The organism is Mycobacterium tuberculosis complex sp. N0072 (assembly GCF_030323725.1).
Classification (GTDB): Bacteria; Actinomycetota; Actinomycetes; order Mycobacteriales; family Mycobacteriaceae; genus Mycobacterium; species Mycobacterium tuberculosis.
The window spans coordinates 780,490-804,966 of sequence record NZ_CP040689.1 but is presented as its reverse complement, the minus strand read 5'-3'; the positions used below and the strand labels follow the sequence as shown (position 1 = coordinate 804,966).

Below are 24,477 nucleotides of genomic sequence, written 5' to 3'. Positions count from 1 at the left end.
ATGGCGGAATGCGGAGTAGCCAGGTTGCCGCGCGGGCTGGGATCAACGGCCAGACGCTGCGCTATTACGAGCGGAGGACCTGCTAGCCGCGCCGGCCCGGTCGTTCTCAGGGCTATCGCGGTATCGCGCCGATGCGGTATCGGTGGTCTCGTCCGTCAGACGCGCGTAGTCCCATGGATTCAGCCTCGACGAGATCGAGGAGCTGCTGCAGCTAGCTGACAGCGGACCCGCCGACTGCCAGACCGCCCCGCGAATTGGCCCTAGCCAAGTTGGCACAGTCGGCCGACAGAATCGCCGCCCGACAGCGGATGCAACGATCACTCGCCCAACTCGTCGCCACCTGCGAGCTTCCCGCGCCGACCGGTACTGCCCCCATCGAGCGCCGGATCTCCGAGTCCTTCGCCGCGAGCAGATCGACACGACGATCACCCATCGCACAATCAATGACCAGACCGTCGCCGCCGAGGCCGGGATCACCAACCCTGCCTGTCGACGGCGAAGACCCGTTTGCCGAAGCCGTTTTGACGGCGAGCGTGTCCTGCCGCCTCTACCCGACAGACACCGGCGGCACCCCAGCCGACCGCTGTACTCCCGCGACCGGAGGTGAATTCCCGACCTCAGCGCTGATCGCCTCGCGCGGCGCCGCCTACCCCGCAACCCAACCGAACGGGCCATCCATCCGCACCATATTGCGGGCGTTGGCAATTCACCGCCGCCCGTCGGCCAACAGTAAGCTCGGCGCGGTAACCACCGAGTTCGACACGTCCGCGCCGCGGATCCTGGACCAGCTGCACGCATCGGACGTCATCCGCCTGGACGCATCGGCGCGATGTATCCTTTCTCCGCAGCACCGAATCCGCATCGTATTCAGATCGCCTATGGTGCCCAGGTTTTCGGGCTAATCGCAGTTTGGGTGTAGGGGGGTCGGCGTGTCGTTGTTGCCGGGGTCAAGGTTTTCGATGATGAAGGTTGCTTGCACCAATCCAGCGGGGACGCCCTTGGTGGCCGGCACTGGGTTTGGGGTCCACCGCGATGGGTGAGTATGGGAAGTGTGGCACGTGTGAGCCGTCGTGGTGCACACGGCCAGTGGCAGCCCGTTGGCGCCGTCGCCCAACGTGTTCTGCGGGCGGAAAATCGGGGGGCTCTGATTCTCCGCCCTCAGTTCACGCTCGGTGCCGGTTAGCCTCACGCGGTCAACGTGCACCCTTCGGTTACCCCTGCGACCCAATGACTCGGGGTCCGGGCGGGCGCTCGCGCGTCGTTTCAGGCCCGGCGCCGTTCAGCCTCTAGAGCCTCGGTGGCCCAGGCCACCACGTGGAAAGGATCGACGCGGCGGACCGCGTTGGGGCACCGCTGGGCCACGACGTCGGCAATCCGGGCGGCAGCATCAGCTAAGACTACAGTGATCTGCGCTGGTCCTGTCCTTTGACAAGCCAGAAACCCTAAGCGACAACGACGTGCGCCTACTCAAACCAGAAGTCCACCCACGGAAGTGTCAGAAGAGCCACTTCTTCGCAGGCCGCCAAACCGCGAAGCCTGGGCCGCGGCCCACCTCCGATGTCAGCGCCATCATCGTCGACCTGACGACTGCAGTCCGATGCGGAGCTACGCTATTCGGTCCCCTGCTCAATGCCTGACCGAAATGCACATTCGGCAGCGACCGCTGTGGTCGCCCCACTCGACGAAAGTCACTGAACAAATTCGGCCGCGCGGTGGCCCAGCATTACGATCGTTGCGTGTGGACCGCGACTGGTGATCGACGGAAGGACAGATCCGTCTATCACCCATAGGTTTTCGATGCCGCGGACCCGACACCTCGGGTCGACGACGGCTCGTGGGTCATCGTCGGTGCCCATTGGGGCACTACCACACAGATGCTGCGATGTCGCCCATACGGCTGGACCGATGCGCGTTGCCGCACCGCATAATTCGTGGGCCAATGCGCTACCCTGGCGCAGGGCCGCGACATCGGCAGGTTCACTGTCGTATCGGTGCTCGATGCGGACTGGTATCTGGGGATCACTCGAGACCAACGTGATGCGTCCGCGTGCCCGCGGCTGCATGAGCGCCACCCCGATATGCGGCCAATCGCGATGCCCGGCTGTACCGTCGCCGGTCATCGCAACGAAGCCGCCTGTGTACGGCCTTATTTCGATGCCGTCATGAGTGCTCAGCAGCACCTCTAACACCGGCCGATCGACAGCCACCGCCCAGTTGGTCGGCATCACCCATTCCGGGTGGTCACTGCAGCCCATGCCAACCGGCAACGCCATAAGCACCTTCACACCGGCGGATCGCAACACCTCCTCCTCGCCGACGCCCGAGAGCATCAACAGATGAGCTGACTGAATCGCTCCGGCGCACAATACGATTCGGTCAGCGCTCAGGCTTACCGGGCCTCCTGGGCCGATCGCGTCGACACCCACCGCGGTGGTGGCGGAAAAGCGCAACCGCACCGCCCGCATCCGGGCCAGCAGTGTCAGATTCGGCCGTCCCAGCGCGGGCATCAGATAGCCGACCGCCGAGCTGGTGCGTACGCCGTTAACGATGTTGAGCGGGACCGCGCCTACACCCGAAGGCATTTCCGGCCCAACATCGTTGAGGTCAGCGATCCAAGCGAACCCTGCGTCCTCTGCGGCAGCCATGAAACTTTCAGTGATGCCAGTCATTTCGTGTGTGCGGCGAACTGGGATGGGGCCACTACGGCCATGCACAGGCGTCTCGAAATCCAGATCTGTCTCGATAGCCCGGAAGTGCTCCAGAACGTCAGACCATGCCCAGCCTGGTATCGAGGCACGGTCGAAATCGCTGGGCAGTCCGCGGCAGAAATAGCCGCCGTTGATTGCGCCGGAACCGCCGACCGTCGCACCCCGCACGATCGGCAAGTGGCGAACCGGTCGATCGGTGAGCCGCGTCCGATAACGCTCAACCAGAGGGCTGCCAGCTCCGATCGGCAGTTGCAACCCATTGGCCGTCTGAGCCAGCAACCCCGGATCGGCCAGCCCGGGGCCAGCCTCAAGCACGGTCACCACACAGCTCGAGTCCATGGAAAGACGCTCGGCAACAACCGATCCAGCACTTCCAGCACCGACGACCAGCACATCGCTATGCCGGACCGCCGCAGTCACACTAGGTACGAATCTGCGGCTTGAGCGCGCCGATGTTACGTTCGCGCACCACCCCGTACCACAGGCCAGCGCCATAAGCCAAGTCGTCCACGCGCTTCAGCACTAGGTAGGTCAGCGGCCCAATCGGTTCAGCATCATCGTCGGCGCCCTCCCTGCGGCGAAGCCAATCCACCACACCGTCCACTACCGCCGCAATCAACACCACCCGCCTACAGCGGCGCGACAGGATGGCCGCGAGCAATGCCAGTGGCCAATAGTGCCGGCAGATGGCCGACGCCAGCTGCAGCGCGGCCGCCCACAACCCGCGGGTGGCGACGGCAAGCACATCCAAGAACGACGTCTCGGCGCAGCGCATGGCCCTGGCGATCCGGCGACCAGTCAGCACCGCGATCACCAACGACGCCAGTCGACCAAGGCCTGTGCCGATCGACATGAGGATCCACGCCATCAGCGCCCCGCCCGAAATCACCAGCGGCGCGGTCTTGTCCGGGTGCCGCCCAGCTAGCGGAGCCGCCGAACCGCCGTAAAACGCCTTGCGCGCGATCCAGTCCCGCAATTGGGTCCGATGGTCATGGGCGACCAGCGCAATTGGCTCGTAGCGCAGCCGAGCACCAGCCTCGATGAGCCGCCAGCACAAGTCGACATCTTCCCCGGAGTGCATGGTCTCGTCGAAGCCGCCGACGTCGCGGATGGCTGAACTCCGGCAAACGATGGCGGCGCTCGGCACGTAAGAGACTGTGCTATGCGGTAACACCGGCGCTTCGCGCTGACCAAGGTCCAACGACGAGTGCAGGGCCTCATAGCGAGCTACCGGGTTCTCGCCTTCCACCAAGCTGACGATGCGAGGTGCGACGAGTGCGACGGTGGGATCGCAGAAGTGGCCGAGTAAGGATTCCAACCATCCCCGCCGCGGCGTCACGTCGGAATCCAGGAACGCCACGAAGTCGGTGGTGCAGGCCGCTAGCCCGGTGTTGCGAGCCGCGGCCGGCCCCTTGCTGTGGGGGTGGTGGAGTACTTCGATGTCGCAATGTGCGCCGACAAAGTCGTCCGACTCGACCGGGCACGCCGAACCGTCGTCGACCACGATGACGCGTAATCCGCGTAACGAGGTCACCAGACGCCGCAGACCAGATGCGTTGTTCCGTACTGGTATAACGACGGTGACGTCACGATGTGACGGCCCACTCGGCGGCCGTGGATGCGCCACCGTGGCGTCCAGCAGGATGCGGGCCAGCTCCGCGCTGACCTCGTCGCGGACCTTAAGGCGGCCGTCACAGAGCAGGCCTCGTGCGGCGGGAGCCAGCCGCAGCAACCGGGTCGGTGAGCCACCGAGCAGGGCCGAGCCGTCGCCAAGCACTCGCACGCGACGGTCAACCTGGACGGCGAACCCGTCAGGCAGTCGGGTCGCGGTCATCTGCGCCGCTTCTCCTCATCGCTTCGCTCTGCATCGTCGCCGGCGCGGTCATGTCAACATCCCGTCGGGCTGTGGCATCCACCGGGCGACTCGGCGCACACAGTCGTCGACCATCGCCGCGAAGATCCGCCGCCCCTCGGCCGCGGTCGCCGTGGTCGGATCCCCGAGCACTCCTGTCTCGCTCACGGCCGCGACCCCGCCTCGGCGCATCGACGGCAACAACACGGGCAGCGGTGCGCGATTACCCGCGCGCCACCGTTCGGTGCGCACGTCGGCCGGCGAAAGATGCAGCAGCACGGATGTTTCGGTGTGGCCGGCGTGGGGGTCACCGCCCGGGCAGGTGCACGGGCACCATCCGGCGTCGCGACCTTCAGCGCGCAGCAGGCCTACCGCTCGGGTCAAAGCGCCGACATTGCCGCCGTGCCCGTTGACGAAGACCAGGCGCCGGGCCCAGCAGGCGGCCGACCTGCCATACTCCACGAGCAACATCGTCAGGGCTTCAGTGCCGATAGAGATCGTTCCAGCGAAACGCTGGTGTTCGCCGCTGGCGCCGTAGGCAATGGCGGGCGCCATCAGCCATTCCTCCTGAGCAATGGGCAGGTCCTCGGCGTGCAGCCTCGCGGTGACGGTCCGGGCCACGGCGGTCGCGATCCGGGTATCGGTATCTAACGGCAGGTGGGGACCGTGCTGCTCGGTGGACCCCAGCGGGATCACTATCGACGGCGACGTGCTTGGTAGCTGGCTCGACGTCGCACTCCCGAGTTCCCCGACTACCGGCACTCGCCGATGGTAGGACGAATTCACCTGGCGTGCACCAATTGTTATGTCTTCTACCGAAATTTTTTTCGTCGTGATGACTTACCGGCCACACATCCTGCTCGCCCGCCACGGCTGCCACGCCCGTATCAGAATTTCTAAAAACGTCATTCCGTCGCGAGCATCTCTGTGGTAATGGGAGGGCCAACCCCAATTTGGGCCCAGCTCAACATCCGGCTAAACGTCCCGTCGGGAGGGCACACCCAGGTCGCGGATGAACGCGGTGGGAACGAGGATGTCGGCTGGGCTGAGGTCATGGACAGAGGCATGCCCGAGACCCATCAGAGCCGAGTCGATACCACCGCGCAGGATGTCGAGTACATTCTCGACCCCGGCTTGGCCGTTGGCGGCCAAGCCCCACAGGTAAGCGCGACCAATCATTACCGCGCGCGCGCCCAGCGCCACCGCCTTGACGACATCGCTGCCCCGCCGGATGCCGCCGTCGAGCAACACTTCGACCTGATCGCCGACCGCCGCCGAGACCGCGGGCAGGGCCCGGATCGATGCTGGCGTCCCATCCAAATTGTTGCCACCATGGTTGGATACCGAGATCGCCGAAACCCCGGCATCCACAGCTCTTTTGGCATCGTCGACCCGCATGACGCCCTTGAGCATGAACGGTCCGCCCCACAGTTCGCGCAGCCAGCCGATATCTTCCCAGGTCGGCGGAGGTGTTGCCATCCATTCGCCGTAGGCTGCGAAGAACGGTGGGCCGGGCTCGCCGCGCCGGCCCTGGTTGGGCACCCGTAGGTCCGGTGGCCGTAGCGTCTTGGCGAACTTCCACAACCACCTCGGCCGGGTGATCGCCTCCGGGGATAGCCGCAGGATGGTCTTCAAGTTCATCTCTTCGGGGATCTTGGGGCTGCCCCAGTCGCGCCCGTGCGAGAACGTCCAGTCGGTGGTGACGACCAGGCCGACCGCGCCGGCCTGCCGCGCCCGTTCGACGCGTTCAGCGAGCGCGTCGCGCCCGCCCTGCCAGTAGACCTGGAAGAAGGTCTTGGGGTTGGCGGCAATGACCTCCTCGATCGGCTTGCTGGCAAACGAGGACAATCCCATCACAGTACCCCGGGCGGCCGCGGCCCGCGCGACGGCGACTTCACCGCCGGGATCGACCGCCTGAACACCGGTCGGCGAAATAATCACTGGCAACGAAACTTCTTGCCCCATAACGGTCGTCGACAAGTCACGTTTATCTGTCGCCCCGATGACGTGCGGCGCGAACCCGAGCTCGCTGAATGCTGCGACATTGTCGGCGACCGTGATTCCCTTTTCACTGGCCGCAATCAGGGACGAGTAAACCGATTTCGGCAGCCTCCGCTTCGCGCGTTGCTGCGCGATGGCTACCGTTTCAAACCACGCTTCGGCCACGGCTACACCGGACTTTCATTGCACGGGCGCTTGGGTGGCCGCATCGACAGCGTCAGGGGCACCGGTTTGCTGACGCGCCGACCGCGGGAGTGGTCGGCGCGGGGCCGCGGTAGGTGGCGCTCGCGCGCCAGCGCCGGCTCGCTATGGCCTTGCACGCATTCGGGATCCGGCCCGTCCAGCGGCAGGCCGGTGAAGAATTTCGCCGCCATGCAGCCGCCCCGGCAGCTGTCGTAGTGTCCGCAGCTGCCACAGGCGCCTGCGGACTGGGGCTCCCGGAGCTCGCGAAACAGCGACGAGTTCTTCCAGACATTTTGAAATCCGCCGTCGGACAACACGTTTCCGGCTAAGAAGTGGTCATGAATGGCGAATGGGCACGCATACACGTCACCCACCGGGTCGATCAGGCACACTACCCGCCCGGCTCCGCACATGTTCAAGCCGGCCAGAGCCCCCGACTGGCCGAGCGGCGCCAGGTGGAAGAAGGAATCGCCGGTGAGCACCCGCTCTCCTTTGGAAACCAGCCAGTCGTAAAGCTGCACCTGCTGGTCGGCGGTGGGGTGCAGGTCGGCCCATACGTCAGTCCCGCGCCCGGACGGTCGCAACCTGGTTATCCGCAACGTCGCTCCGTAACGGCTTGCCAGCGTGGCGAATTCGTCGAGCTGGGCGACGTTGCGCCGGGTGATCACAACCGAGATCTTGACGCCGGCAAATCCCGCCGCTGCCAGGTTCTGCAGCGCGCGCACCGCCATGTCGAACGACCCGGTGCCGCGGATGGCGTCGTTGACCTCGGCCGTGGCGCCGTCGAGTGAGATCTGAACGTCGACGTAGTCGGTGGCTGCCAGCCGCGTGGCCACCTCGGGGGTGATCCGGACCCCGTTGGTGGAGAATTTCACCCCGACGTGGTGTGCGGTGGCGTAATCTACCAGCTCCCAAAAGTCCGGGCGCACGGTTGGTTCGCCGCCGCCGATGTTCACGTAGAACACCTGCATGCGTTCCAGTTCGTCGATGATGTCCTTGCATTGGCGGGTGGACAACTCGCCGGGATCGCGTTTGCCCGAGGACGACAGGCAGTGCACGCAAGCTAGGTTGCAGGCGTAGGTCAGCTCCCAGGTAAGGCAGATCGGCGCGTCGAGCCCCCGCTCGAACTGCTCGATGAGTCGGGGTACGGGGCTCGTCATGTTGTCTGCCGAGGAACCAGCATGTTCGAACCGGCGAGCACACTCAGGGCGTGCAGGTACGGATCCTGGTCACAGTCGTCGACGCCGGCGCCGCGGCAGGCCGACCGGATATCGGGATAATCCGCCAGCGTCTGCACCACCGCGAGGATGGTGCGATTTTTCAGAAATGACAACTTACGGGTGCCGAAGTGATAGAGCAGCGCGCCAAAAGGCTCCGGCCGGACCGCCACCTGTGGGTGTAGTCGCCAGCCGCGATCGGGATCGAATTCGCTGGAATCAGCCCGGCGAGCCTGCGCGGGCGCCGGCACGGTCAGTAAACCCCACACATTCCGTCGATGGACACCTCTTCAACCAGGGTCTCGGTGACAAGCTCGGTGTCGGTATCGGTTTCGTAGTCCATCTGGATTGCCTTTCGCCAGCAGGTCTCGACAGCGATCCGTCGATCTGGACACAATATGGCATCGAGTGCCGAAATGGAAGGGCGAATGTGATGCCGCACGAGTCGCGGGTGGGCCGACGGCGCTCAACCACACCGCACCACATCAGCGATGTTGCCATCGAACTGTTCGCTGCCCACGGTTTCACCGATGTCAGCGTGGACGACATCGCCCGGGCGGCCGGCATCGCCCGCAGAACGTTGTTTCGCTACTACGCCTCCAAGAACGCCATCCCCTGGGGTGACTTCAGCACCCACCTTGCACAGCTACAAGGTCTACTCGACAATATCGATTCACGGATTCAGCTGAGGGACGCGTTGCGCGCAGCGCTGTTGGCCTTCAACACCTTTGACGAATCCGAAACCATCCGACACCGCAAGCGCATGCGGGTCATCTTGCAAACTCCTGAACTGCAGGCCTATTCGATGACCATGTATGCTGGCTGGCGCGAGGTGATCGCCAAATTCGTTGCCCGCAGATCGGGTGGAAAGACGACAGACTTTATGCCCCAAACCGTCGCCTGGACAATGCTGGGGGTCGCTCTGAGCGCCTATGAACATTGGCTGCGCGACGAATCCGTCTCCTTGACCGAAGCGCTCGGGGCCGCGTTTGACGTCGTCGGCGCCGGTCTGGACCGACTCAACCAGTGACGGGCACCGAACACCTGGTCCACACCCTGCGGTCACAGGGGCGGGTGTGCACCTCCTCCGGCTCCCCGATGTACCGCGAGCTACTTGAGCTCGTGGCAGCTGACGTCGAAAGCGGCGGCGTCTTCGCGTCCATCTTGGCCGACCAGAAGGGTGCTCCGGAGGGCCAGGCGGTGCCGCTTCGGCTGCTCGGCGGATTGCACCGGATGGTGCTCGACGGCCGCGCACCGGTGTTGCGCCGCTGGTACCCCAGCACCGGCGGCACCTGGCAGGCGGAGGCAGCCTGGCCCGATATCGTCCGCACCGCGACCGACCAGCCGGAGTCGCTGCGTGCGGCTCTCGATCGGCCACCGCAGACCAACGAGGTAGGGCGCTCGGCGGCGTTGATCGGTGGACTTCTCATCGCCTGCCTCCAATTCGACTTGCCAATAAGGCTTTTCGAGATAGGGTCCAGTGCAGGGCTGAACCTGCGACCAGATCGGTACCGCTACCGTTATCTCGGCGGCGAATGGGGCCTGGCCGACTCACCGGTGCGAATCGACAATGCCTGGCTGGGCGAATTGCCGCCGACGGCCACGGTGCGGATCGTCGAACGACACGGATACGACATCGCGCCCATCGACGTCACCAGCCCCGACGGGGAGCTGAACGCGTTGAGCTACATCTGGCCGGACCAGACCGATCGGTTGGAGCGGTTGCGGGGCGCCATCGCCGTCGCCCGCAACATTCCCGCGGACCTCCATCGGCAGGCGGCGCACGCCGCAGTCGCCGGCATGACTCTGACCGACGATGCACTCACCGTGTTGTGGCATTCGATCACCTGGCAGTACCTGCCCGCCGACGAACGCGCAGCGATCCGCGCCGGAATCGACGCATTAGCCGCGCAAGCCGATGCCCACTGCCCGTTCGTGCACCTCACCTTGGAGCCTGCCCACCAGCGGCCCGGCGCCCAAATCAAGTACCTGGTACGTATGCGCAGTTGGCCGGGTGGTCACGCCCGGGTCTTGGGTGAATGCCATCCACACGGCCCACCGGTGACCTGGCAATGACGAGCGATCTGCGATCCCCGAGTTGGGTCGGCACAGTGTTGGCGCCGCCACGGTAGCAGCTCGCCGGATATTTTCCTGACCAACCCGTCGGAATTCACGCCAGCGCGGCGACGGTATGGGCGGCTCTGCGGCGCCCGTGGCACGGCCGAGGACCTGACGTCGGAGACATTTCGGGCTGCAACGGATGCCGCGCATGGAAGCGATCCGCCGCCAATCGCGATTTCATGGCTGCGTGGCGCGACACAAGCTGGCTGACCACGATCAGCCGCCGTCATGTCCCCATGCCGGTCACCGAGCTCCCACGAACAACCGAGCTCCCGACCGGCATATTCGCCGGCTCCGGTTGTCCCACCCTGGTTGCTGCTAGGCCGTCGCAGGCCTGGTCGCCACGCGCGAGGCGATCACCGCAGCCAGCGGCGCCGCGGGACAAACAGGTCAATCCGAGCACGGAGCCATCCTCGATGCTACCGACAACCGAAGCGCGGCATTCGCGGTCTTGAAGCCGAGCCCGTGCCGGAAACGCCCAGAGCTCAACAGATGCCGGCTCAGTGAAACGGCGAATGTCAGCTACGAGGTAGCCGATTCCGACGTCATCCGCGACTTCTACGCCACGTGCTGGGGTGGACCGTCAAACCGGGCCGCGTCGCGGATGGCTGGCAGGCGCCGGGCGTGCATCTGATGGCCCGGTGCAGCGGGCCGCAGCCCGCATCCGAGCGCCGTGCCGATATGGACGGTGGCGATATCGACGCGGCGGTCGCACGGGTGCGTGCGGCCGGCGCGCTGGCCGAGCCGTCCCGACAGCCAGACGATATGTCCGCCGAATGCGCCGACGACCAGGGCGCCCGCTGCCACCTAGGTCAGCTCTAGGCCTGAGTTTGGTCTAACACTTCGGCGATGGGCGCGCCCGCGGCGATCTTGCCGCGCACCTTCATGACCTTGCCGGCCATCCCGCCACCGACCACGCCAACCAGCACGCCATCGCGCTCGTAATAGGCAAGGAACTTGCGCCCGTCGTCCTCGACCAGATGCACAACGTCGGTGGCGTGCGGCTCCCCCAGGCACTGGATTTTGACGTCATACTGGTCACTCCAGAAATACGGGACGACCACGCCCGTGGGCACATCGGTCCCGAGCATCGCGGGCACCACGACTCGGGCCTGGTCGGCGACGTTGCTCCAATGTTCCACGCGTGCTTGGTGTCCCATCGGATCTCGCCAGGAGGCGACGTCACCGAGCGCCCACACATTCGGCGCGCTAGTCCGCCCGGCTTTGTCACAGATCACGCCGTTGTCGACCTCGACGCCGCTACCCTCTAGCCATTCGGTCGCCGGGGTCGACCCAATGCCCACAACCACCAGATCAGCCGGCAGTTCGGTACCGTCGGTCAGGACCACCGCGTCGACATGCCCCTTGCCACGTACCTCGGCCACTGTCACACCCGTGCGAACATCAACGCCCTCATCGCGATGGAGCCGCGTCACCAACTGGCCGATCTGCTCGCCCAGCACCGAGGCCAACGGCGCCGGCTGCGGCTCAACCAGCACCACATCCACACCGAGACCGCGCAGACTGGCAGCCACCTCGCAGCCGATGAAACCGGCCCCCACCACCACGGCGTGCCGTGCGGCGGATGCATGCTTGCGCAGTGCCATGCTCTCGTCGAACGACCGGAGCACCCGAATGCCATCAAGGTCGGGAAGCGATGGAATACGCCGGGGCACCAAACCAGTCGCGATGACGAGCTCGTCGTAGCCGAGCACCGTACCGTCGGCCAGCGTTACCGTCTGTTCTCCCGTGTCCAAGCTGACGGCAGCCGACCCCAGCCGAAGTGCGATGTCCTTTTCGTCGTAGAACTCGCGGGGTTTGAGGGCCACATCGTCGACCTCGCTGCGCAGCACCTCCTTGGATAGCGGCGGACGGTCGTACGGCAGATGCACCTCGTCGCTGACGATCGTGAGGCGACCCGAATAGCCCGCACGACGCAACTGCTCGGCGGTGCGCGCAGCTGCCAATCCGCCGCCGACGATCACAATTCCATCGTCAAACTCATTGACGCCTTCACGACTGGTCACGTGTGCGTTCATACACGATCGCGCGTCAATACTTCAAGGCACCCTTATCGACCGGGATCTGATTGCCCGACAGTGCGCCCGAGCCGTCGCCGGCCAACCAGACAACGACGTCGGATATCTCGTCTGGTGTCATAAAACCTTTGGGCTGCAACGGCATTGGTGGAAAGCTATGCACATATCCGGGATGCTTGGCGAACGTCTGAATCATTGCCTCCGGTTCGATCATCGGGGTGTCGACCGAGTAAGGATGAATGGAGTTGACCCGTATGCCGAATTCACCGAGCTCTATCGCCAACGTGTTGGTCAGCGCTACGAGTGCATGCTTGCTGGCCGCGTAGTGGCCGTTGCCCGGTGTCGCCTTCAACCCCGCCGACGAGCTGACAACCACAATCGAACCCCCATTGCCGGCATCGATCATCGCGGGCACGGTGGCCCGCAAGGTGCGCCACGTACCCGTCAAGTTGACCCCGATAACGGTCTCCCACTGCTCATCGGTGAGTTCCCAGAGCCTGCCCCAACCCAGCACCCCGGCGTTGGCCACCACGATGTCGAGCCGGCCGAACTGCTCGACACCATCGGCCACCAGCCGCCGCAACTCGGCGTCGTCGCGAATATCCACCTCGCGGGCGAGCACCTTGCGGCCTTCGGCTTCCACCGCGCGGACGGTCTCGCCGAGATCTTCGGACGTGGCCGGCGGGTAAGTCACGCTGCCGGATACTGGCGCGCAGATGTCCAGCGCGACGATATCGGCCCCCTCGCGCGCCAGCCGCACCGCGTGCGACCGTCCTTGGGCGCGGGCGGCGCCGGTGACAAATGCCACCCGGCCGTGCAGTGATCCTCCCCGCGCAGACACATACGCCCCTCTCGCCGACTGTCAGGCTAGCAGCGAAACTGTAACGTGTTCTAACGTGCCCCAGATTCCCGCCCACCAGACAAAATCCCCCGATGCCTCGGCGTGTCGCGGGCTTTCGCGTCTGCTCGCCGCGGATGGTGCCCCAGCTCGCCTCAGATTTCGGAGATGATCTGGGCGCGCTTGCTCTCGTATTCCGCCGCGTTGACCGCACCGCTGGCGCGCAGCGATTCCAGCTCCGCAAGCCGCTCGGCGATCGATCCTTGCGACGCTGGCTCGGCCGCCGGCGCCTGCCGCTCGGCTGCCCGCCGCACCACCGCTTGGACTTGCTGACGCAGTGCCGGATTCGAGCGGATGTCAACCATCCGGTTCAGCGGAACGTTGTTTGCCTTCAGAATCTGCAAGATCTCCATCAGCGGGCCGGTTTGCCCACTCAAGTCGTAGGTCTTGTTGTCTTCGGCGACGGTGAATTGGGCGGGCACCAGGCCGTTGACCAAAGCGCTTCGTTCCCAGTCGATCAGGTATTGCTGCGTGGCGGGATTCACCAATACCACCAGTTTTCGAGCCGTGAGATTGCCCAGCCGGGTCACACTGGCGATGACCCGGTCTTCCGTGTCGAACGGAGTGATGCCGGGTCCCGAGATGTGCAGGTGCACCTTTACCAGCGGTTGATCGTTGATCCGGGTCCCTGTCTCGCTGAGCCCGGTGATTTGGGCGAGCGCCAGCACTCCACTCCGTTCAAGTGCCGCGGTCTTGGCAGCGGTCTTTGCCCCGTAGTTGGTCAATGCGAGCGCGACCAGCACGTCAGCAACGGTAATGATCAGACCGACATAGAACATCCACGACATCAGGCTGCCCAGTCCGAGCGTGAAGTAGACGACCAAGAAGATCGGCCCGACCAGACCACCGCACAACAGCACCAATAACTGCATCTTGATGTAGCGCGCTAACACGTGCCTGCTCCGTGCCTCGTCGGAGGGTCCATGTCAGCGTAGCGCCGCACGCTGGGCATTTTCGCGAGCAGACGCAAAAGAACATGATGGGCGCTGGTGCGCCCATCATGTTCTTTTGCGTCTGGTGGCCGGTAGACCTACTTGATGATCTTGGTGACCCGGCCGGCGCCCACGGTGCGGCCACCCTCGCGGATCGCGAAACGCAGACCTTCGTCCATGGCGACGGGCTGGATCAACTTCACCGAGATGTTGGTGTTGTCACCGGGCATCACCATCTCGGTGCCCTCCGGCAGTGTCACCACACCGGTCACGTCGGTGGTGCGGAAGTAGAACTGCGGACGGTAGTTGTTGAAGAACGGCGTGTGCCGGCCGCCCTCGTCCTTGGACAGGATGTAGACCTGGCCTTCGAACTCGGTGTGCGGCGTGGTGGTGCCGGGCTTGGTGACAACCTGGCCACGCTCGACGTCCTCGCGCTTGACGCCCCGCAGCAGCAAACCAACGTTGTCGCCCGCCTGGCCCTGGTCGAGCAGCTTGCGGAACATCTCCACACCGGTGACGGTGGTCTTGGTGGTCGATGGGCGAATGCCGACGATCTCAACTTCCTCGTTCACGTTGATCACGCCGCGCTCCACACGTCCGGTGACCACGGTTCCGCGGCCGGTAATGGTGAAGACGTCCTCGACCGGCATCAGGAACGGCTTGTCGGTCTCGCGGACCGGGTCCGGAATCGACTCGTCGACCGCGTTCATCAGTTCCTCGACAGAGGCAACCCACTTCGCGTCACCCTCGAGCGCCTTGAGCGCCGAGACCCGCACAACCGGGGCGTCCTCGTCGAATTCCTGGGCAGCCAGCAGCTCGCGGACCTCCATCTCGACGAGTTCGAGCAGCTCCTCGTCGTCCACTGCGTCGGCCTTGTTCAGCGCTACCAGGATGTAGGGCACACCCACTTGACGCGCCAGCAGAACGTGCTCGCGGGTCTGGGGCATCGGGCCGTCGGTGGCGGCGACCACCAGGATCGCACCGTCCATCTGCGCGGCGCCGGTGATCATGTTCTTGATGTAGTCGGCGTGGCCAGGGGCGTCGACGTGTGCGTAGTGCCGCTTGTCGGTCTGGTACTCCACGTGCGCGATGTTGATGGTGATACCGCGCTGACGCTCCTCGGGGGCGTTGTCGATCTGGTCGAATGCCTTCGTCTCGTTCAGATCGGGGAATTTGTCGTGCAGGACCTTGGTGATAGCCGCGGTCAGGGTGGTCTTGCCGTGGTCAACGTGACCGATGGTCCCGATGTTGACGTGGGGCTTGGTCCGCTGGAACTTCGCCTTCGCCACTTTTGTGTCCTCCTGGACTTGTTAGTGCTTATAAAAGCAGTGTTGATGTTTTCAGTTATGCCGCGGTCGTAACCGGGCCAGCCTACTCGTATGGTTGTATCTACTCGCCAGTCGCCTTCGCGCTGCTCATTGCTCGTGAGCTTCGCTCACTAGCGGTCGTCTTCGCATCGCCTAGTCGCCCGTCGCCTTCGCTGTACCCATTGCTCGGCTCCTCACTCGTGAGCTTGCGCTCACTCGCCCGTCGCCTTCGCGATGATTTCCTTCGACACGTTCGCCGGCACTTCGGAGTACGAGTCGAACACCATGGAGTAGTTTGCCCGGCCTTGAGTCTTGGACCGAAGGTCACCGACGTAGCCGAACATCTCCGACAGCGGCACGTGCGCCCTAACAACGCGCGCACCAGCCCGCTCCTCCATGGCCTGGATCTGGCCACGGCGGGAGTTCAGGTCGCCGATCACGTCACCCATGTAGTCCTCGGGTGTGGTCACCTCGACCGCCATGATCGGTTCCAGGATCACCGGCTGCGCAAGTGCGGCAGCCTTTTTGAGCACCTGCGAGCCCGCGATCTTGAACGCCATTTCCGAGGAGTCAACCTCGTGGTAGGCGCCGTCGAGCAGCGTGACCTTCAGGTTCACCAGCGGATAGCCGGCCAGCACGCCGTACTGCATGGCGTCCTGTGCGCCGGCATCCACCGACGGGATGTACTCCCGCGGGATACGCCCGCCGGTGACTTTGCTCTCGAACTCGTAGGTCGCGCCCTCTTCACCGGTGAACGGCTCGAGGTTGATGATGACCTTGGCGAACTGGCCCGAGCCACCCGTCTGCTTCTTGTGGGTGTACTCGACGTTCTGCACGAGCCGCTTGATGGTCTCCTTGTAGGCAACCTGAGGCTTGCCGACGTTGGCCTCGACCTTGAATTCCCGGCGCATGCGGTCCACCAGGATGTCCAGATGCAGCTCTCCCATGCCGCCGATGACGGTCTGGCCGGTCTCGGAATCCAGGTGCACCTTGAAGGTCGGATCCTCTTCGGCGAGCTTCTGGATCGACAGACTCAGCTTCTCTTGGTCGCTCTTGGTCTTCGGCTCGATGGCCACCTCGATCACCGGGTCGGGGAAGGTCATCGACTCCAGCACGATCTGCTGGTTCGGGTCGCTCAAGGTGTCACCGGTGGTGGTGTCCTTGAGACCGATCACCGCGTAGATGTGACCGGCACTAGCCCTATCGACCGGGTTCTCCTTGTTGGAGTGCATCTGGAACAGCTTGCCCAGCCGTTCTTTCTTGCCCTTGGTGGCATTGATGACCTGGCTACCCGACTCGACGGTGCCCGAGTACACCCGGATGTAGGTGAGCTTGCCGAAGAACGGGTGAGTAGCGATCTTGAACGCCAGGGCCGCAAAGGGCTCGTCGGTGGTCGCCTTGCGCACCACCTCCTCGTCCTCCTTGGCGGGCGCGTGCCCGATCGCCGGCGGAACGTCCAGCGGCGACGGCAGGTAGTCGACGACGGCATCCAGCATCGGCTGCACGCCCTTGTTCTTGAACGCGCTGCCGCACAGCACCGGGTAGATCTCGCTGGCGATTGTCAGCTTGCGGATCGCGCCCTTGATCTCGTCGACGGTGAGCTCCTCACCGCCCAGGTACTTCTCCAACAGGTGCTCGTCGGACTCGGCGACCACCTCGAGCAGCTTGGTCCGGTACTCCTCAGCCTGCTCGGCCAGGTCGGCCGGTATTTCCACGGTGTCGTAGGTTTCGCCGAGTTTCGTCTCGCCGCGCCACACCTTGGCGTTCATCTCCACCAGGTCGACGACGCCTTCGAAGTCGGCCTCCGCACCGACGGGAAGCTGAATGGGCACGGCGTTGGCCCCAAGCCGCTCCCCCATCGTGCGAACCGAGAAGTAGAAGTCCGCACCGATCTTGTCCATCTTGTTGACGAAGCAGATTCGGGGGACATCGTATTTGTCGGCCTGCCGCCACACCTGTTCGGACTGCGGTTCGACACCCTCTTTGCCGTCGAAAACCGCGACCGCGCCGTCGAGCACGCGCAGATTGCGCTCCACCTCGACGGTGAAATCCACATGCCCTGGCGTGTCGATGATATTGAGCTGGTTGTCTTTCCAGAACGTGGTCGTGGCCGCAGAGGTGATGGTGATGCCGCGCTCCTGTTCCTGTTCCATCCAGTCCATGGTGGCTGCGCCGTCGTGCACCTCACCAATCTTGTAGTTGATACCGGTGTAGTACAGGATGCGCTCGGTGGTTGTGGTCTTGCCGGCATCGATGTGCGCCATGATGCCGAAGTTGCGGACCCTACTCAGGTCGGTCAGCACGTCCTTCTGTGCCACAGAAGTCTTCCCACTCTTTCGGTTGCTAGTTAGCTGTCTATCACTGTCGGTTTGCGCCCTGGCTGGCTAACCGGCGCTTCTCACCAGCGATAATGCGCAAAGGCTCGGTTCGCCTCGGCCATCTTGTGGGTGTCCTCACGCCGCTTGACGGAGGCCCCAAGGCCATTGCTGGCATCCAGGATCTCATTTGCCAGGCGCTCGATCATCGTCTTCTCACGGCGTTGCCGCGAGTAGCCGACGAGCCAGCGCAGCGCCAGCGTGGTCGACCGGTCGGGGCGCACCTCGACAGGCACCTGATAGGTCGCGCCGCCGACGCGACGGCTGCGCACCTCCAGGGCGGGTTTGACATTGTCGAGAGCCCGCTTGAGGGTGATCACCGGATCGGTGCCGGTCTTGTCGCGAGCTTGCTCAAGCGCACCATAAACAATGCGCTCGGCCAGCGATTTTTTCCCCTTCAACAGAACCTTGTTCACCAACTGGGTGACCAACTGCGATCCGTAGACCGGGTCGTTGACCAACGGACGCTTGGGCGCGGGCCCCTTGCGTGGCATCAGCCCTTCTCCTTCTTAGCGCCGTAACGGCTGCGTGCCTGTTTGCGGTTCTTGACACCCTGCGTATCCAGCGAACCGCGGATGATCTTGTAGCGCACACCAGGCAGGTCCTTCACCCGGCCGCCGCGCACCAGCACCATCGAGTGCTCCTGCAGGTTGTGGCCCTCGCCGGGAATGTACGCCGTGACCTCGACCTGACTCGTCAACTTCACGCGGGCAACCTTCCGAAGCGCCGAGTTCGGCTTCTTCGGAGTGGTGGTGTACACGCGGGTGCATACACCACGACGCTGCGGGCTGCCCTTCAGAGCCGCGGTCTTGACCTTACTGATCTTGTCCCGACGACCCTTGCGGACCAGCTGCTGGATGGTTGGCATCTACCGGCTTTCTATCTTGGGCGCTTTCACGTTCTGTTTGTCGGCCATGCCCCGCCACGGTTACCCGCGGCCGGGTGTGTCGCATAGCTTGCCTCAAACTCGATTCGTCTCATCCGAGGCATCGCGGACATGCGAATTGGCCCGGCATCCACGCCCCTACATCAGGCGTAAGCCGCCAGGCACGAGCAACCACAATACCCGCCGCCAGTCTGGCAGGTCAAAGCGGGCGTTGCGGCCGAAGCAGGGCGCTACGTTGACGCGGTACCACCGTGTGTGGTGCGCCTTTCCATGCCCGCCGCCAGCCGCAGCACCATGTCGGTGAACACCGCATCGGTATCGATGTCGTCCATGACGCCGGTCATTTCCAGCAACACAAACCCATGCAGTGCCGACCAAAACTCGAGCGCCGCGTAGAAAGCCTGCTCACCGTCGAGGCCGTACGAGGACAGCACGGCGATGACGGGCGCGGCTGCGCCCCTAGTCGCAGCGGTGTATTCGGGATCGTCACCGCCCAGCGGCATCCGGGTGAACGCCGAGTACCGACCCGGGTGGTGGTGGGCGTAGCTGCGGTAGGCACCGGCCATGACCAACACCGCGTCATCGCGTGCGCGACCCGCACCGACCCTATTCAGCATCGTGATGATGTCGTCGATCACCCGAATCCGCACCGCCCGGCGTAGATCCTCGAGGCTGTCCACGTGGTTGTACAGCGACGGCCCCTTGGTCCCGAGCTGGGTCGCCAGCGCATTGATGGTCAGCGAGTCCCACCCCTCCCGATCCAAAAAGGTCAGGGCGCCCTCGACGATGCTCTCACGGCTCAGTTTGGCCGGGCGAGCCACGGACTTCACCGCTTTCCCCGCGCGCGGGCGGCCGCCCGCTGACGGTGCTTGCGGCTGAGCTGCCATGGCGGTTCGCCCTTCGGTTGGGGTGATCGGCTTTGGGTCCGCACCGGTCTTCGGGGGACGTTAGGGCCAACTAATGACTCTAGCGACCGGGTTGTGGAGTAGCTGACATCAGACGCGGGGTGCCTGCCCGGCAAATGCACTCAGGTCTGTCGTCGCCCGGGCGAATGCACGTACGCTCAATCAAGGCCCGACCAAGGCTCAGTCAAGCATCACCCGCCCAGTCGAAGGGGGGCCCGCCGTGAAGTGGAACACCGTCGCCGCGTCGCTGGCTGCCGGTGTCATCACCATCGCTGTCGCCTTGGCCGCCCCACCGCCGGCCGCACACGCCAAGAACGGCGACACCCATGTCACCGGGCAGGGCATCGAGCGGACGCTGGACTGCAACGAATCCACCTTGTTGGTCAACGGCACTCAGAACATCGTGACCGCGCTGGGAACCTGCTGGGCGGTGACCGTGATGGGCTCGTCCAACACCGTTGTCGCCGACACGATCATCAACGACATCACCGTCTACGGCTGGGACGAAACGGTGTTCTTCCGCAATGGTGATCCGTTCATCTGGGACCGTGGCCGGGAACTAGGAATGGTAAACCGACTGCAGCGGGTCGGCTGAGGTGGTCGAGAAACCGTTGCGCGCCGATCGCGCTACCCACTCCCGGTTGGCGACCTTTGCTCTGGCGCTGGCTGCCGCAGCGTTGCCGCTGGCCGGCTGCAGTTCCACTGCCAACCCGCCGGCAGCTACCACGACGCCCGCGACCGCCACCACCACGACAGCGACGAGCGGCCCGACCGCGGCGCCGACCGTGACGACCGGAGAATCCACAACCGCTTCGATCCAGATCGGTGACATGCTGACCTACGGATCCATCGGGACTACCGCCACCCTTGACTGCGCTGACGGCAAGTCACTGAACGTGGCCGGCTCGGACAACACGCTGACCGTCAACGGCACCTGCGAAACGGTGACCGTCGGTGGTGCGAACAACAAGATCGCCTTCGACAGGATCGACGAGCGCCTCGTTGTTGTTGGGCTGGACAACACGGTCACCTACAAAAACGGTGACCCCACAATCGATAACCTCGGCGCGGGCAACCGCATCAACAAGGAGTGACCACAGGCCAATCGCCGTCTTGCTCGCCACCTCGGTCAGATTGCGAGGTTGCTCATCAGTCGTCCTCTCCGGTTCGCTGGCTGTATCGCCCCAGGGCGTCGGAGACGACGTTCTCCATATATGCCAACAGATCCCGCATCTCCCGCAGCCGTCGGCTTCGCTGCGGCGGGGCGTCGCCCAGCGCCCTCAGCCCCACGTCAGCCAGGTCCTGCAGTTCGGCCATTGCCCGGATGCGTTCACGCTCGCCAGCCGCGAAAGCGTTGGGCCGCAACCGGAAATAGGTGCGCCGATCCCCGGCGACCGCGAGCCGCTCAATGAACCCAAATTGGATCAGCATCCGGGCATTGGTGCTGATCCCCCCGCTGCTGGCCGCCAGCGCCGTCGCCAGTTCCTCCGAGGACTGCCGCTCGGGATCACACACCAGCAGCCAGCCCAACAATCGACCCGCCAACCGAGTCAAACTCCTGGACTCGAAATAGCCGCCCATCTGTTCGACGAATTCCATGATGTCGGGCTCGGCGCCCATCTGATCGACCCCGTCGTTGACGCTCACAAGTTTCACTGTACTCTGAAATCTGTGACGTTCGGTATGCGTCACCAGACCGGCGTGAACTTCATGCGGCAGAGGCGGAGGGCGATGATTGGAACTCTCAAGCGTGCCTGGATACCGCTGCTCATCCTGGTTGTGGTCGCCATCGCCGGCTTCACGGTGCAGCGGATCCGCACTTTCTTTGGTTCCGAAGGCATCTTGGTGACGCCGAAGGTCTTCGCCGATGACCCGGAGCCGTTCGACCCCAAGGTGGTGGAGTACGAAGTTTCCGGCTCCGGTAGTTACGTCAACATCAACTACCTGGACCTCGACGCCAAGCCACAGCGGATCGACGGCGCAGCCCTGCCGTGGTCGCTCACCTTGAAGACCACGGCGCCGTCCGCGGCCCCCAACATCCTCGCGCAAGGCGACGGCACTTCCATCACCTGCCGAATCACCGTCGATGGCGAAGTGAAGGACGAGCGGACCGCAACCGGCGTGGATGCCCTGACCTACTGCTTTGTGAAATCCGCATGATCGTGCAAAGGACAGCTGCGCCGACGGGCTCCGTCCCGCCCGACAGGCACGCGGCGCGACCGTTCATCCCCAGAATGATCCGTACCTTCGCGGTGCCGATCATCCTTGGGTGGTTGGTCACCATCGCCGTCCTCAACGTCACTGTGCCGCAACTGGAAACGGTCGGACAGATACAGGCGGTGTCGATGAGCCCCGACGCGGCACCGTCGATGATCTCGATGAAACACATCGGCAAGGTGTTCGAGGAGGGAGACTCCGACAGCGCGGCGATGATCGTGCTGGAGGGCCAGCGGCCGCTCGGTGACGCCGCCCATGCGTTTTACGACCAGATGATCGGCAGACTGCAAGCCGACACCACCCACGTCCAGTCCTTGCAGGACTTTTGGGGGGATCCACTGACCGCCACCGGCGCCCAGAGCAGCGACGGCAAGGCCGCCTACGTTCAGGTGAAACTCGCGGGCAATCAGGGCGAGTCACTGGCCAACGAGTCCGTGGAAGCGGTCAAGACCATCGTCGAGCGCCTTGCGCCGCCACCCGGTGTCAAGGTGTACGTCACCGGTTCGGCCGCGCTGGTCGCCGATCAGCAGCAGGCCGGCGACCGTAGTCTGCAGGTGATCGAGGCGGTCACGTTCACCGTGATCATCGTGATGTTGCTGCTGGTCTACCGGTCGATCATCACGTCGGCGATCATGCTGACGATGGTGGTGCTCGGGCTGCTCGCCACCCGCGGGGGCGTGGCTTTCCTCGGTTTCCACCGGATCATTGGGCTCTCGACCTTCGCGACCAACCTGCTCGTGGTGCTGGCGATCGCGGCCGCCACCGACTACGCCATCTTCCTGATCGGCCGCTACCAGGAAGCACGCGGGCTCGGCCAGGACCGGGAGTCGGCGTACTACACCATGTTCGGCGGCACCGCCCATGTCGTGCTGGGCTCGGGTCTGACCATCGCGGGTGCCACGTTCTGTCTGAGCTTCACCCGACTGCCGTACTTTCAGACCCTCGGTGTGCCGTTGGCGATCGGGATGGTCATCGTCGTCGCCGCCGCACTCACCCTGGGCCCGGCGATAATCGCCGTGACGAGCCGGTTCGGCAAGCTGCTCGAGCCCAAGCGGATGGCGCGGGTGCGGGGCTGGCGCAAGGTCGGGGCCGCCATCGTCCGCTGGCCCGGCCCCATCCTGGTCGGTGCGGTGGCCCTGGCGCTCGTCGGTCTGCTGACCCTGCCGGGCTACCGGACCAACTACAACGACCGCAACTACCTGCCCGCCGACCTACCGGCCAACGAAGGCTATGCGGCCGCGGAGCGCCATTTCTCCCAGGCCCGGATGAACCCCGAGGTGCTGATGGTCGAAAGCGACCACGACATGCGTAATTCGGCCGACTTTTTGGTGATCAACAAGATCGCCAAGGCCATTTTCGCCGTGGAGGGGATATCCCGGGTGCAGGCCATCACCCGGCCGGACGGCAAACCGATCGAGCACACCTCAATCCCGTTCCTGATCAGCATGCAGGGCACCAGCCAGAAACTGACCGAGAAATACAACCAGGACCTGACGGCCAGGATGCTGGAGCAGGTCAACGACATTCAGTCCAACATCGACCAGATGGAGCGGATGCACAGCCTCACCCAGCAGATGGCCGATGTCACCCACGAAATGGTCATTCAGATGACGGGGATGGTGGTCGATGTCGAGGAGTTGCGCAACCATATTGCGGATTTCGACGATTTCTTCCGCCCCATCCGCAGCTACTTCTACTGGGAAAAGCACTGCTACGACATCCCGGTCTGCTGGTCGCTGCGGTCGGTGTTCGACACCCTCGACGGAATCGACGTCATGACCGAAGACATCAACAACCTGCTGCCGCTCATGCAGCGCCTGGACACGCTCATGCCCCAGCTGACCGCGATGATGCCCGAGATGATCCAGACCATGAAGAGCATGAAGGCGCAGATGCTGAGCATGCATTCCACCCAGGAAGGGCTGCAGGATCAGATGGCCGCGATGCAGGAGGATTCGGCGGCGATGGGCGAAGCCTTTGATGCTTCGCGCAACGACGACTCGTTCTATCTGCCTCCCGAGGTTCTCGACAATCCCGACTTCCAACGCGGCCTGGAACAGTTCCTCTCGCCGGACGGGCACGCGGTGCGGTTCATCATCAGCCACGAAGGCGACCCGATGAGCCAGGCGGGCATCGCGCGCATCGCCAAGATCAAGACCGCCGCCAAGGAAGCCATCAAGGGCACACCGTTGGAGGGATCCGCGATCTACCTGGGCGGTACCGCGGCGATGTTCAAGGACTTGTCCGACGGCAACACCTATGACTTGATGATCGCCGGAATCTCCGCACTCTGCCTGATCTTCATCATCATGCTGATCATCACCCGCAGCGTCGTCGCGGCCGCCGTCATCGTCGGCACCGTGGTGTTGTCGCTGGGCGCCTCGTTCGGGCTGTCGGTGCTGATCTGGCAACACATCCTGGGTATCGAGCTGCACTGGTTGGTGTTGGCGATGGCGGTCATCATCCTGCTGGCCGTCGGCGCGGACTACAACCTGCTGCTGGTTGCCCGGCTCAAGGAGGAGATCCACGCCGGAATCAACACCGGCATCATCCGTGCGATGGGTGGCAGCGGGTCGGTGGTGACCGCCGCCGGGCTGGTGTTTGCCTTCACCATGATGTCGTTTGCCGTCAGCGAGCTGACCGTGATGGCCCAGGTTGGCACCACCATCGGTATGGGCCTGCTCTTCGACACCCTGATCGTCCGGTCGTTCATGACACCGTCGATCGCGGCCCTCCTCGGAAAGTGGTTCTGGTGGCCCCAGGTTGTCCGGCAACGACCCGTTCCGCAGCCGTGGCCCTCGCCGGCATCGGCACGGACCTTCGCCTTGGTCTGAGC

General features: G+C 64.2%; 25 protein-coding genes and 1 pseudogene. 7 read left to right on the top strand and 19 right to left on the bottom strand.

Features of this window, described 5'->3' with window-relative positions:
* Nucleotides 1–211: 211 nt before the first annotated feature.
* Complete coding sequence (locus FF952_RS03705; protein WP_003403569.1) at nucleotides 212–433, bottom strand: hypothetical protein; 222 nt, start codon at nucleotides 431–433, stop codon at nucleotides 212–214.
* 10 nt (nucleotides 434–443) lie between these two features.
* On the opposite strand from FF952_RS03705, the gene FF952_RS03700 reads away from it, so the two are divergent.
* Nucleotides 444–902, top strand: coding sequence for a hypothetical protein (locus tag FF952_RS03700; RefSeq protein WP_009937384.1), 459 nt, complete (start codon nucleotides 444–446; stop codon nucleotides 900–902).
* 364 nt (nucleotides 903–1,266) lie between these two features.
* Here FF952_RS03700 and FF952_RS03695 read toward each other — a convergent pair.
* The 8 genes and pseudogenes from FF952_RS03695 to mftA all read right to left on the bottom strand — a co-directional run.
* Nucleotides 1,267–1,413, bottom strand: a pseudogene (locus tag FF952_RS03695) (transposase); the annotation flags it as partial.
* A gap of 275 nt (nucleotides 1,414–1,688) precedes the next feature.
* Nucleotides 1,689–3,128: a mycofactocin dehydrogenase MftG gene (mftG, locus tag FF952_RS03690; RefSeq protein ID WP_003904462.1), complete on the bottom strand. Its 1,440-nt coding sequence runs from the start codon at nucleotides 3,126–3,128 to the stop codon at nucleotides 1,689–1,691.
* 1 nt (nucleotide 3,129) lies between these two features.
* A complete protein-coding gene (gene mftF / locus FF952_RS03685; RefSeq protein WP_286450995.1) occupies nucleotides 3,130–4,542 on the bottom strand; it encodes a mycofactocin biosynthesis glycosyltransferase MftF in 1,413 nt (470 codons plus the stop codon).
* 48 nt (nucleotides 4,543–4,590) lie between these two features.
* A complete protein-coding gene (mftE, locus tag FF952_RS03680) occupies nucleotides 4,591–5,346 on the bottom strand; it encodes a mycofactocin biosynthesis peptidyl-dipeptidase MftE (RefSeq protein ID WP_003403497.1) in 756 nt (251 codons plus the stop codon).
* A 189-nt stretch (nucleotides 5,347–5,535) separates the two neighbouring features.
* Entirely contained in the window at nucleotides 5,536–6,726 is a 1,191-nt protein-coding gene (gene mftD, locus FF952_RS03675; RefSeq protein WP_003904461.1) for a pre-mycofactocin synthase MftD, read from the bottom strand.
* Nucleotides 6,727–6,728: 2 nt separating this feature from the next.
* A complete protein-coding gene (gene mftC, locus FF952_RS03670; protein ID WP_003403490.1) occupies nucleotides 6,729–7,904 on the bottom strand; it encodes a mycofactocin radical SAM maturase in 1,176 nt (391 codons plus the stop codon).
* The gene (mftB, locus tag FF952_RS03665) at nucleotides 7,901–8,230 is read right to left on the bottom strand and encodes a mycofactocin biosynthesis chaperone MftB (protein WP_003403486.1); all 330 of its coding nucleotides are present in this window, start codon (nucleotides 8,228–8,230) and stop codon (nucleotides 7,901–7,903) included. Before mftB ends, mftC begins: the two co-directional genes overlap by 4 nt.
* Entirely contained in the window at nucleotides 8,215–8,304 is a 90-nt protein-coding gene (gene mftA / locus FF952_RS03660) for a mycofactocin precursor MftA (RefSeq protein WP_003403483.1), read from the bottom strand. The genes mftB and mftA overlap by 16 nt, the downstream gene beginning before the upstream one ends.
* 90 nt (nucleotides 8,305–8,394) lie before the next feature.
* Between mftA and mftR the strand changes: the two genes are divergently transcribed.
* Nucleotides 8,395–8,991: a mycofactocin system transcriptional regulator MftR gene (mftR, locus tag FF952_RS03655; protein WP_003403482.1), complete on the top strand. Its 597-nt coding sequence runs from the start codon at nucleotides 8,395–8,397 to the stop codon at nucleotides 8,989–8,991.
* Nucleotides 8,988–10,037, top strand: coding sequence for a DUF2332 domain-containing protein (locus FF952_RS03650; protein ID WP_003403477.1), 1,050 nt, complete (start codon nucleotides 8,988–8,990; stop codon nucleotides 10,035–10,037). The genes mftR and FF952_RS03650 overlap by 4 nt, the downstream gene beginning before the upstream one ends.
* Before the next feature lie 603 nt (nucleotides 10,038–10,640).
* Here FF952_RS03650 and FF952_RS03640 read toward each other — a convergent pair.
* From FF952_RS03640 to FF952_RS03600, 9 genes are all read right to left on the bottom strand, one after another.
* Complete coding sequence (locus FF952_RS03640) at nucleotides 10,641–10,889, bottom strand: hypothetical protein (RefSeq protein WP_178121162.1); 249 nt, start codon at nucleotides 10,887–10,889, stop codon at nucleotides 10,641–10,643.
* Nucleotides 10,890–10,900: 11 nt separating this feature from the next.
* The gene (locus FF952_RS03635) at nucleotides 10,901–12,121 is read right to left on the bottom strand and encodes an NAD(P)/FAD-dependent oxidoreductase (RefSeq protein WP_003901000.1); all 1,221 of its coding nucleotides are present in this window, start codon (nucleotides 12,119–12,121) and stop codon (nucleotides 10,901–10,903) included.
* Nucleotides 12,122–12,134: 13 nt separating this feature from the next.
* Entirely contained in the window at nucleotides 12,135–12,962 is an 828-nt protein-coding gene (locus FF952_RS03630; RefSeq protein ID WP_003403468.1) for an Rv0687 family mycofactocin-dependent SDR oxidoreductase, read from the bottom strand.
* A gap of 152 nt (nucleotides 12,963–13,114) precedes the next feature.
* Nucleotides 13,115–13,912, bottom strand: coding sequence for an SHOCT domain-containing protein (locus FF952_RS03625; protein WP_003403465.1), 798 nt, complete (start codon nucleotides 13,910–13,912; stop codon nucleotides 13,115–13,117).
* A gap of 137 nt (nucleotides 13,913–14,049) precedes the next feature.
* The gene (tuf, locus tag FF952_RS03620) at nucleotides 14,050–15,240 is read right to left on the bottom strand and encodes an elongation factor Tu (RefSeq protein WP_003403463.1); all 1,191 of its coding nucleotides are present in this window, start codon (nucleotides 15,238–15,240) and stop codon (nucleotides 14,050–14,052) included.
* 230 nt (nucleotides 15,241–15,470) lie between these two features.
* Complete coding sequence (gene fusA, locus FF952_RS03615) at nucleotides 15,471–17,576, bottom strand: elongation factor G (RefSeq protein ID WP_003898554.1); 2,106 nt, start codon at nucleotides 17,574–17,576, stop codon at nucleotides 15,471–15,473.
* A gap of 80 nt (nucleotides 17,577–17,656) precedes the next feature.
* Nucleotides 17,657–18,127: a 30S ribosomal protein S7 gene (gene rpsG, locus FF952_RS03610; protein WP_003403456.1), complete on the bottom strand. Its 471-nt coding sequence runs from the start codon at nucleotides 18,125–18,127 to the stop codon at nucleotides 17,657–17,659.
* On the bottom strand, nucleotides 18,127–18,501 hold the full coding sequence (rpsL, locus tag FF952_RS03605) for a 30S ribosomal protein S12 (protein WP_003403453.1): 375 nt from the start codon (nucleotides 18,499–18,501) through the stop codon (nucleotides 18,127–18,129). Before rpsL ends, rpsG begins: the two co-directional genes overlap by 1 nt.
* A gap of 248 nt (nucleotides 18,502–18,749) precedes the next feature.
* Nucleotides 18,750–19,340, bottom strand: a complete 591-nt coding sequence (locus FF952_RS03600) for a TetR/AcrR family transcriptional regulator (RefSeq protein ID WP_003403451.1) — start codon at nucleotides 19,338–19,340, stop codon at nucleotides 18,750–18,752.
* A gap of 304 nt (nucleotides 19,341–19,644) precedes the next feature.
* On the opposite strand from FF952_RS03600, the gene FF952_RS03595 reads away from it, so the two are divergent.
* Nucleotides 19,645–20,019, top strand: a complete 375-nt coding sequence (locus tag FF952_RS03595) for a DUF3060 domain-containing protein (protein WP_003403448.1) — start codon at nucleotides 19,645–19,647, stop codon at nucleotides 20,017–20,019.
* Between the two features lies 1 nt (nucleotide 20,020).
* The gene (locus tag FF952_RS03590; protein WP_003403446.1) at nucleotides 20,021–20,518 is read left to right on the top strand and encodes a DUF3060 domain-containing protein; all 498 of its coding nucleotides are present in this window, start codon (nucleotides 20,021–20,023) and stop codon (nucleotides 20,516–20,518) included.
* A 55-nt stretch (nucleotides 20,519–20,573) separates the two neighbouring features.
* On the opposite strand, the gene mmpR5 is transcribed toward FF952_RS03590, so the two are convergent.
* The gene (mmpR5, locus tag FF952_RS03585; protein WP_003403442.1) at nucleotides 20,574–21,071 is read right to left on the bottom strand and encodes a siderophore transport transcriptional regulator MmpR5; all 498 of its coding nucleotides are present in this window, start codon (nucleotides 21,069–21,071) and stop codon (nucleotides 20,574–20,576) included.
* Between the two features lie 84 nt (nucleotides 21,072–21,155).
* Here mmpR5 and mmpS5 point away from each other — a divergent pair, with 84 nt between their 5' ends.
* Nucleotides 21,156–21,584 carry a siderophore transporter accessory protein MmpS5 gene (gene mmpS5, locus FF952_RS03580; RefSeq protein WP_003403439.1) on the top strand — a complete coding sequence of 143 codons (429 nt, stop codon included), beginning with the start codon at nucleotides 21,156–21,158 and terminating at the stop codon, nucleotides 21,582–21,584.
* A complete protein-coding gene (gene mmpL5, locus FF952_RS03575) occupies nucleotides 21,581–24,475 on the top strand; it encodes a siderophore RND transporter MmpL5 (RefSeq protein ID WP_003904459.1) in 2,895 nt (964 codons plus the stop codon). The genes mmpS5 and mmpL5 overlap by 4 nt, the downstream gene beginning before the upstream one ends.
* The last annotated feature ends 2 nt before the right edge of the window (nucleotides 24,476–24,477 follow it).

What these genes read in the sequence shown, in the direction of transcription:
- mftA (WP_003403483.1), bottom strand. Translation starts at nt 8,304, where the DNA reads ATGGACTACGAAACCGATACCGACACCGAGCTTGTCACCGAGACCCTG.
- mftC (WP_003403490.1), bottom strand. Translation starts at nt 7,904, where the DNA reads ATGACGAGCCCCGTACCCCGACTCATCGAGCAGTTCGAGCGGGGGCTC.
- FF952_RS03635 (WP_003901000.1), bottom strand. Translation starts at nt 12,121, where the DNA reads ATGAACGCACACGTGACCAGTCGTGAAGGCGTCAATGAGTTTGACGAT.
- FF952_RS03700 (WP_009937384.1), top strand. Translation starts at nt 444, where the DNA reads ATGACCAGACCGTCGCCGCCGAGGCCGGGATCACCAACCCTGCCTGTC.
- mftF (WP_286450995.1), bottom strand. Translation starts at nt 4,542, where the DNA reads ATGACCGCGACCCGACTGCCTGACGGGTTCGCCGTCCAGGTTGACCGT.
- FF952_RS03705 (WP_003403569.1), bottom strand. Translation starts at nt 433, where the DNA reads ATGGGTGATCGTCGTGTCGATCTGCTCGCGGCGAAGGACTCGGAGATC.
- rpsL (WP_003403453.1), bottom strand. Translation starts at nt 18,501, where the DNA reads ATGCCAACCATCCAGCAGCTGGTCCGCAAGGGTCGTCGGGACAAGATC.
- mftR (WP_003403482.1), top strand. Translation starts at nt 8,395, where the DNA reads ATGCCGCACGAGTCGCGGGTGGGCCGACGGCGCTCAACCACACCGCAC.
- rpsG (WP_003403456.1), bottom strand. Translation starts at nt 18,127, where the DNA reads ATGCCACGCAAGGGGCCCGCGCCCAAGCGTCCGTTGGTCAACGACCCG.
- mmpS5 (WP_003403439.1), top strand. Translation starts at nt 21,156, where the DNA reads ATGATTGGAACTCTCAAGCGTGCCTGGATACCGCTGCTCATCCTGGTT.
- mmpL5 (WP_003904459.1), top strand. Translation starts at nt 21,581, where the DNA reads ATGATCGTGCAAAGGACAGCTGCGCCGACGGGCTCCGTCCCGCCCGAC.